This is a genomic window from Geoglobus sp. (assembly GCF_054018175.1).
Window position 1 is genome coordinate 1 of record NZ_JBPLZQ010000122.1, and the last position, 8,446, is coordinate 8,446.

Consider the following 8,446-nt stretch of genomic DNA (forward strand, 5'->3'; position numbering starts at 1 on the left):
GTCCAACATGAGAATACCAGTAATTGATGGTGAGTTCAAGATCGAGCTCAGAGTCAACGAAAGTGTTGATCCTGGTACATACATGCTGTATGTCTTTGCTCCGCAGAACATCTCAGGCGGTAACATCTGGATCGACCCAGTTTCAGATCCGCAAAAGATCTTCTATTTCACTGTGAAGGAATTTGGATTCAAAGAGTATCCCGTTGATGTATCTCTGACTAGAGGAGAGAAGAAGAAATTAGTCTTTGAGGTTGCTGTTGCTACGGAAGGCCAAGTGACCCTTTCAGCAAAATTGAGTGGAAACGGGATATCTGTCGACTTTGACACAAGTAGTTTCTCTGAGGTTGACACCGGGAAATTTGAGTTTGTGCTTGGAACGTACTATGATGACGATAACAATACAATAAGCACAACGTATTCTACCGGATACAAACTCTTGGCTACTGGAATCTATACACTTACAGTGGTTCTAAAGTACAGTGGAGATACTATAGATTCCGTAAATATACCTGTGGAAGTTAAGAACCCAGAAATATCTGCGAACATTCCTGAATACGTGAAGAAAGGCGACGAACTTGTCGTGACAATAGATACTAATAGGGCAGCGAACTATGATGGTATATGGGTGTTCCTTGTTGCGCCGATGACCGTATATAAACAGCAGGTGTATACTGACGCAAATGGTACTGCTAAAGCATACTTCCAGACATTTGGCTTGGATACAGGAGAGTACAAAGTCTTTGTTAGGGACACAATGGGAACAATGACTGCTTCAGAGAAGTCTGAGTTGGGCGTGAAGTATGATATAGATCCAGCATCAGATTCCCTGAAAGGGACAGGATTTGCAGATGACATTCTGCTTGGGCCATACACAGTGAAAATCGTCGAAGAAATTCCAGCCACGCCAACACCCACCCCAGAAGAAACACCAACACCAACCCCAACCGCAACACCAACACCCACACCGACCAAGACCCCAACACCAACCCCGACACCTGTAGAGACAAAGGAGGAGACTCCGACACCAGCACCGACTAAGACCACCGAGGAGAAGAAGGAAGGACCCGGCTTTGAGGCAGTGTTCGCCGTTGCAGGGCTGCTCGCAGTAGCGTACCTCCTCAGGAGGAGGCAGTAAACCCAAAATTTCCCCATTTTTTCTATTTTATTTGGGTTCTGAATCTGTTCAGGATGGTAACTGTACTGTTCTGCCGATGATGCTCTGTGAATATGGTATGGCTTCAGGAAAGTAAAATGGAACGCGTCTCACAATTCAAACTGCGAACAGAATGATTTCCAGTTAAGGACCTTTATTCCGAGCTCGCCGCCGTGCTTGTGTATGATTCTGTTCTCTGTTAGCAAAACCCCTGCTTCTTTTGCCTGAACAGAAATGATTAAGTCGATAATATTCATGTAGTTCAGGGAGGTGAGACAGTTCGTTTGGGTTCCTGTCATGCATTTGATTGTATCCGTGGATTAAGATCTTCTCGTCAGATCTCATAATTGATAGTCCTGCATTGAATTTCTCTGCAATTTCTTTATTCCATAACTGGAGTGCCTTTACCTTTGCCTCGAGCAGTAAAATCTCGCTTATGTGTATTCCCTTGACTTCCTCCAACATTCTCGGCGAATTTCTTTCTGGAAAATCCGGGGACGTTTATGTCCATATAGAGGATGGGAATTACGTAGGTTGTGTCGAGAAATATCTCGTCTATCGTCTCTCCAGCAGTTTTGAAATCTTTTCTCTTATCTGTTTTTCGGAATTGTTTCTGTTTTCCGGTAATTTTAATATTGTCGGAAAAGTTCAGCAGGCCGGTATTTGTTAGCTGGAAATCACCAAACCTTAAATATCTTGCCGGATTAGGCTGTAACGATGTCGGATAAAAAGTCTGATGGCAGGTTCATGATCAGGAGGTCAGGATTCCCCTCGAGAGGTGAAATTGTAATCGGCACGGTAACGAGGGTGATGGACTTTGGCGCCTTCGTGAGCCTCGACGAGTACGAGAACAGAGAGGGTATGGTGCACATCAGTGAGGTCGCGCCCGGATGGATCAAGGACATCAGGGATCACGTTAAGAAGGGTCAGAAGGTCGTCTGCAAGGTCCTTGACATCAACCCGAAGAGGGGCCACATCGATCTCAGTATCAAGGACGTCAACGAGAGGCAGAGGAGGGAGAAGCTCCAGGAGTGGAAGAGCGAGCTGAGAGCGTTCAAGTGGCTCGAGATAGCCGGTGAGAAGGCAGGAGTCAGCAGAGATGAGCTTGAGAAAATTGGCAAGAAGCTGATGAAGAAGTACGACAGCATTTACGCTGCCTTCGAAGATGTCGCATACGAGGGGTACGAGGTTATCGCAAAGCTGACGGGTGAGAAACTCGCGAAGGAGATAGCAGAACTGGCGAGGGAGCACATAAAGCCCTCCAAGGTGAAGGTAAGGGGGTACTTTGAGCTGAAGTCCTTCGCGGGGGATGGTGTCGAGAGGATAAAGAAGGCCCTTTCGTCCGTGAGCAGGTTTGCGAAGGACGATGTGGAAATTGACGTTGAGTACGTGGGTGCGCCGAAGTACAGGATCGTAATCGAGAGTGAGGACTACAAGACAGCCGAAACCGTCCTCAAGAAGGTCGTTGATGAAGTGATAAGGACCATGAGGAAGCTCGGAGGAGAGGCAAACTTCGTAAGAGAGGCAGTCTGAGATGAAGTCCAGAATTCGCAAGTGCTGTGACTGTGGAAGGTACACCCTCCGCGAGTCCTGCCCGGAGTGCGGCGGGAAGACATACATGCCCATACCGCCAAGGTTCTCTCCAGAGGATCCCTACGGCAGGTACAGGAGGATGCTGAGGAAGCAGAAGGGCTTCTGGATCAGGAGGTGTGGAAATGATTGATAGGGTGGATATCAGGTATCTCAGGAATCCCGATGATGTCGGGCTGAACAACCCAGTCATGATCGAGGGCCTTCCCGGAATAGGTCATGTGGGAAAGCTCGTTGCCGATCACCTCGTCAAGGTTCTCGACGTAGAGAAGGTGGTCGAGCTGTACTCGCACCACTTCCCTCCCCAGGTTATGGTGGACGAGTCGGGAATGATCAAGCTGCCCAAGAACGAGGTGTACGCGTACAGAAGCACTGGTAACTCTCCGGATCTGCTCATACTTGTTGGAGATTATCAGAGCATAAGCAACGAGGGGCACTACGAGCTCGCAAACGCGTACATAAAGATAGCGAAGGACTTCAGGGTGAGCAGGATATACACTCTCGGAGGATACGGTGTCGGAAAGCTAATAGACGAGCCCTACGTCATTGGGGCGGTTAACGACACGTCACTTCTGGACGAGCTGAAAAAAGCGGGTGTGAGGTTCGAGAACGGAGAGCCTGCAGGTGGAATTATCGGAGCCGCGGGGCTGATCATTGGACTTGCCATGCTTGAGGGAATTCCATCGGCCTGCCTGATGGGGACGACCTCTGGCTACATGGTCGATCCGAAGAGCGCGAAGGTTGTGCTGGAGGTGCTGATGAAACTCCTCAAACTCGAGGTCAGCACTGAGGATCTGGAGGAGAGGGCGAAGGAGATGGAGAAGCTGATAGCCCAGATCAAGGAGATGCAGGAGGCGCAGACAGTTCAGTTCAAGAGCGACGAGGACCTGGCGTACTTCAGATGATGAGGTGCGCGGACTGCCATTACTTCCTTCCAGACCATGGAAGCGCGGGGCTGTGCGTGGCTGCAGAGACGGACAGAATATGCGCTCCCGGGGGATGCACGGGACTCCCGTTCAGGAGGGTTTTTGCGCAAGATGAGGCGTGCAGAGCCTTCAGGAAAAGAACTTAACGCCTGAATATTCTTTCGAGGAATTCCCTTTCTTTTCGTATTTCCTCGACCTTTCTGCCGTAGTCCAGGTATCCGTATCCGAGGTCGTCGAGCTCGACAGTGAGGGTTCCCTCATATCCTGCCTCGCTCAGCTCTCTGAGGATCCTTTCGACTCTGCCGCTCCTTCTCGCAGATATGTGTCTTCCGCTCTCGTCATACCCACTCACGTGAACGTTTTCGATCATATCGACGATCTCGATATACTTCTCAGCATCTCCGTTTTTCAGCGCGTGGTTGACGTCGAACGTTATTCCGAACCCGAATCTTCCGGCACATCCAATCACATCTTCAAAGTCCCTGCAGAGGTGGTTGACTCTCGGCTCGCTGTTTTCCAGCAGGAGTCTAACGCCCTTAATTTCCGCGTACCTTCTGAGAACTCTGAAGTACCTCTCGTTTGCTTCGATGTCCTCTCTCACCGGTTCTCTCGCAGCACTCCTCTTTCCTGCGTGAACTGTCGCCATGACTCCGAGTTTTGAAGCGACTTCTACTGTGTGGAGGTTGGTTCTCAGCGTGACCTCCGCGACCATCTCGTTAACGCTGCACGGGTTCAGGTCGAGGACTGCGCAGTGCACCGAGCCTATCCACTCCCTCACCGACTCTACTTTTTCGAAGTCCGTGTCGATCCAGTAGTGAGGTGTTTCAATCCAGAACTCCATTCCATCGTAACCTGCGAGCTCACAGGCTCTTGCGATCTCCTCGAGAGGGTACTCGTAGAAGAACATCGACGAAAAGAGGATCACGCTACCATCTCCATGTACATCTCCTTTCTTGCAATGAGCCTTTCCAGCACCTCACGGTAGCTTTTCCCCGAGGAAAGAACGCTCACCAGGGGATCGCCTCTTCCGTAAGCCGCTCCAGCTTCTGGCACGTCTGCGAAAAATGGGTTGCCCGCAGGGCACATCCTCGTCACGATCTCTCTGTCAGAGAAGACGACCGCCCTTCCGGCGTATCTCCTCACCCTGCACTCGGACAGCTTTCCTTCAATGGCGAGGACGTGCATTCTGAACAGGTTGCAGTCGCAAGCCCACTCCACGGAATCGAGGCTTCCCTGAAACCTGGGGTTTATCTCCAGAACGTACGGCTTGTCTGCGAGGATGAAATCGACGCCCACGTTTCCGGTTAGCTCGAAGTGAAGCACGAGCTCCTCGGCGATCTTCACGATCTCGTTCGCCATCTCGGTCTGAAACGGCGTGATGTTGCCGCAGTACCTGAATCCAGAGGCGTTGAACTCCCTCATGCCCACGAGCATTCTGTTGACCGCTATCCCCCTCGCCTCCCTTCCGGTTGATATGACCGAAACTGAACAGGGAATGCCCGGGATGTACCTCTGCAGGATGTACCCGCGCTCTTCCCTGTTTGAGATCCTGATGTCCTCTCCACCTCCTCCTTTTATTGGTTTCAGGATTCCCTCCCCCCCGCCTCGCAGGATCTCTGGATACTCCACGCCAAGTCTGTCCAGCTCGGAGTAAAAGCGTTTCTTGTTCACGACCATCTCCACGTGCTTTCCATGAAGCTCCTCGTAACCTGACCCCCACACAATCTCCGCGTTCAGCTGTTCTGAGAGCTCGGTGGCCTTTTTTCTGACCCACCCTACGCTGTCGTCCTCAATGGGAAAGACCTCCCTCGAGTATATTCTGAGGTCTGCGTCGCAGTGCTTGGTGAGAACGTATACCTCATACCCCGCCTTTCTGGCAGACTCAGCGACATTCCTCACGTTGCTTCCGACGATCAGAAACTTCCTTTTCTCCATTCCCTTATGATCCTCCTGATCACGTCCTCATCCTCGTTCCTGTATATTTCTGCCATGCTGCCCTCGCCCAGCACGTCCGGCAGACCCCTGAACACGACCGCTGGCAAACCTCCGCCCCCTTCCCCCATGATCAGATTGGCAAACGCCGCGATCTCGTCGGCAATGCACTCCACCGTCACCTCCAGCTCCCTCCCGTAGATGTCCCTCTCACCCCTCCAGTCCCTCATCGCCCTGACTCCAGAGACTCCTATGGCGAACCCGACCACCCCCTTTCTGAAACACCTGCCGTTTGTGTCGGTGATGATGACTCCAACGTCCCTCCCCGTTTTCTCGGCTATCTCCTCCCTTATCCTCCGCGCCGACTCATCCGGGTCAACCGGAGGTAGCAGAAGGTATCCGTCCCTCACGTTGGACGTGTCTATCCCCGCGTTTATGCAGATGTTTCCGAACCTGGCCTTGGTTAGGAGAATTGGCTGCTCGATCAGGATCTCATCGCTCTCATCAATAACTGCCTGAATTACTCTTGGATCCTTGCCGAGCGCCTCTGCCAGCTGAAGGGCCTTTTCACCCGGATGTATTTCGTCCAGTTTCCTTAACCTGCCCTCCGCCTTGGAAACGATCGTCGAGCATACCGCGACCACATCTCCGTCCTCGAAGCTGAAAAGAGAGGTGAGAATCTCGGCAATGCTGTCCCCCTTCCTCACCTCGGGAATTCCAAGAACCGGAAAGATCCGGATCATAGTCTTTCTCTCAGGTGGGCGAAGATCTCGGACATTAGATCGTCTTTGCCGGGCATCACCTGTCCAGCGCCCTGTGCGAGGTCTCTCCTGCCACCTCCCCCGCCCTTGGCGAGCCTTCCGGCGATTCTTATGAGGTCTCTCGCGTCCACCCTCTCGTCACCGCTGAATGCTGCCATCTTCACACCGTTGTAATCTGACAGCAGCACACCCACGTAACCCATTCTGGCGAGCTGTATTCCGATTTTGGCGAGCATGTCTGGCGGGACGTTTACGACATCCACAACTATTCTGACGTCCTCAAATTCCTCCGCGTCTTTGACGAGGGCTTTCGCCCTCATTTCCGCGATCTCTTCCTGCAGCCTTTCGATCGTCTTCTTCTGATCCTTCCACTCGTCGAAGAACCTCTGAACTGTTTTTGGAAGTATCTCCGGCTGGACCCTGAGGACAGCGCTTGCCTCTCTGAGGAGCGCCTCCTCCTTCGCTATCTGCTCGAGAGCAGCCTCTCCAGCAGCGAACTCGAACCTGAGCACACCATCCTGTATGGACTCGACCTTGAGAATCTTGAACACTCCTATCTCTCCGGTCTTCTCGCAGTGCGTTCCACCACACGCCTGCACGTCATCTCCAACCCTGACGACTCTTATCTCCCTGCCTGGCGGAACTCCTCCCTGGTAGAGCCTGAACCCGTACCTCTGTTCCGCCTCTATCCTGTCCATGAACTCCCAGGTGATCTCCCTGTCTGCCATTATTTCCCTGTTCACCTCCAGCTCTATTTCCCTGATCTCGTCTTCGTCGAGCTTTCTGTAGTGTGTCACGTCGAGTCTCGCCTTGTCCCACTCTTTTCTTGCCCCTGCCTGCCACACGTGCTTTCCGAGCCTCCTCTGCAGGACGTGAATCAGCAGGTGAGTTGCGGAGTGGTGCCTCATGTGCCTGAACCTTCTCTCCCTGTCAACAACACCCCTGACCTCAGCTCCAACAGGAACCTCGCCCTTGACCCTGTGGAGGATAACTCCGTCCTCTTCGATTACATCCACAACATCCACCTTTCTGCCGTTGAACTCGAGATAACCGGTATCGTTATCCTGACCTCCGCTCTCCGGGTAAAAAGCGGTCCTGTCGAGGATCACGTAACCATTCTCGAACCCGATTACCCTTGCGGTGAACTCGAGTAGCTTGGAGTTGTAGTATAGCTTCTCGGTTGGGGGATAGCTCTCTCTCAGAATCTTTTCCTTTTCCCTTCTCTCCGCCCTCGAGTGCCGGCTTGCAAGCTCCGCGTAAAAGTCCTCCGGCATTTCCACCTCTACGTTTCTGGCTCTGGCCACCTCTACAACAGTTTCAGGTGGAATTCCGTGTGAGTCGTAGAATTCGATCAGATCTTCTTTCTCGATCTTTTTCTTCTTCTCGATCGTCCTCTCTATCAGCGAGAGGCCCTTGCTCAGCGTGTCCCTGTACCTCCTCTCCTCGAGTTCGAGGATCTCTTGGATGGTCTCGAGCGGCACGTCAAACTCGAAGTCCTTCAGAATCTTCCTGTGCAGGCTGACGAGATCGAACAGCTTGAGCCTCAAATCGAGCTCTTCAGCCATTCTGAGGCTTCTCCTGATCATCAGCCTTGCCAGGTAACCTGAGCCTGCGTTGGATGGAACGAGCGCATCACCGAGCATGAACAGTATGGCCCTGGTGTGGTCGGCCAGGGCGTAAACCTTCTCGAGCGGCACGACTATCCTTTCGAGCTCCTCCACCGTTATTCCGAACCTGTCGGCGATGCTCTTTCTGAGCTCGAGCAGCTTCTACCCTCTTAGCTCACCCATAACTCCCGCTAGCTTGGAGCTCTCGGCGATGATCTCCCTGACGCTCTCGTCCTCCTTTGAGAAGGAGATGTTGCTGTGCGCTATTATCTCGTCCACGACTTCACCGAAGATGGCGTCGTAAACCGTGGGCGTTCCTTGAGATGCCCAGACGAACCTTTCAAGCCCGTAGCCAGTGTCCACGATGTAGTTGTCCATTTTCCTGTACTTCACGCCCTTAATCTCTATGTCGCCGTCGGGATGTTCCTCGAGGTTCATGAAGACGAGCGTGGCCACCTCCAGCCCGCCGACGATGGC

8 protein-coding genes and 1 pseudogene are annotated in these 8,446 nt (G+C 52.4%); 5 read left to right on the forward strand and 4 right to left on the reverse strand.

Going from position 1 to position 8,446, the window contains the following annotated elements:
* The 5 genes from ACXJJC_RS09400 to ACXJJC_RS09420 form a co-directional block, all read left to right on the forward strand.
* On the forward strand, positions 1-1,135 hold a 1,135-nt coding region (locus ACXJJC_RS09400), incomplete at its 5' end, for a PGF-CTERM sorting domain-containing protein (protein WP_456371285.1).
* Between the two features lie 735 nt (positions 1,136-1,870).
* Positions 1,871-2,686 carry a translation initiation factor IF-2 subunit alpha gene (locus ACXJJC_RS09405; protein WP_456371286.1) on the forward strand — a complete coding sequence of 272 codons (816 nt, stop codon included), beginning with the start codon at positions 1,871-1,873 and terminating at the stop codon, positions 2,684-2,686.
* 1 nt (position 2,687) lies between these two features.
* Positions 2,688-2,876: an RNA-protein complex protein Nop10 gene (locus ACXJJC_RS09410; RefSeq protein WP_456371287.1), complete on the forward strand. Its 189-nt coding sequence runs from the start codon at positions 2,688-2,690 to the stop codon at positions 2,874-2,876.
* Positions 2,869-3,648, forward strand: a complete 780-nt coding sequence (locus tag ACXJJC_RS09415; RefSeq protein ID WP_456371288.1) for a proteasome assembly chaperone family protein — start codon at positions 2,869-2,871, stop codon at positions 3,646-3,648. The genes ACXJJC_RS09410 and ACXJJC_RS09415 overlap by 8 nt, the downstream gene beginning before the upstream one ends.
* A complete protein-coding gene (locus ACXJJC_RS09420) occupies positions 3,645-3,815 on the forward strand; it encodes a hypothetical protein (protein ID WP_456371290.1) in 171 nt (56 codons plus the stop codon). Before ACXJJC_RS09415 ends, ACXJJC_RS09420 begins: the two co-directional genes overlap by 4 nt.
* On the opposite strand, the gene ACXJJC_RS09425 is transcribed toward ACXJJC_RS09420, so the two are convergent.
* From ACXJJC_RS09425 to alaS, 4 genes and pseudogenes are all read right to left on the reverse strand, one after another.
* Entirely contained in the window at positions 3,812-4,594 is a 783-nt protein-coding gene (locus tag ACXJJC_RS09425) for a sugar phosphate isomerase/epimerase family protein (protein ID WP_456371291.1), read from the reverse strand. The two genes, ACXJJC_RS09420 and ACXJJC_RS09425, sit on opposite strands and share 4 nt — an antisense overlap.
* Positions 4,591-5,604 carry an ATP-grasp domain-containing protein gene (locus ACXJJC_RS09430; protein WP_456371292.1) on the reverse strand — a complete coding sequence of 338 codons (1,014 nt, stop codon included), beginning with the start codon at positions 5,602-5,604 and terminating at the stop codon, positions 4,591-4,593. The genes ACXJJC_RS09425 and ACXJJC_RS09430 overlap by 4 nt, the downstream gene beginning before the upstream one ends.
* The gene (gene cofE, locus ACXJJC_RS09435; protein ID WP_456371294.1) at positions 5,583-6,344 is read right to left on the reverse strand and encodes a coenzyme F420-0:L-glutamate ligase; all 762 of its coding nucleotides are present in this window, start codon (positions 6,342-6,344) and stop codon (positions 5,583-5,585) included. Before cofE ends, ACXJJC_RS09430 begins: the two co-directional genes overlap by 22 nt.
* Positions 6,341-8,443, reverse strand: a pseudogene (alaS, locus tag ACXJJC_RS09440) (alanine--tRNA ligase). The gene cofE and the pseudogene alaS overlap by 4 nt, the downstream one beginning before the upstream one ends.
* Between the last annotated feature and the right edge of the window lie 3 nt (positions 8,444-8,446).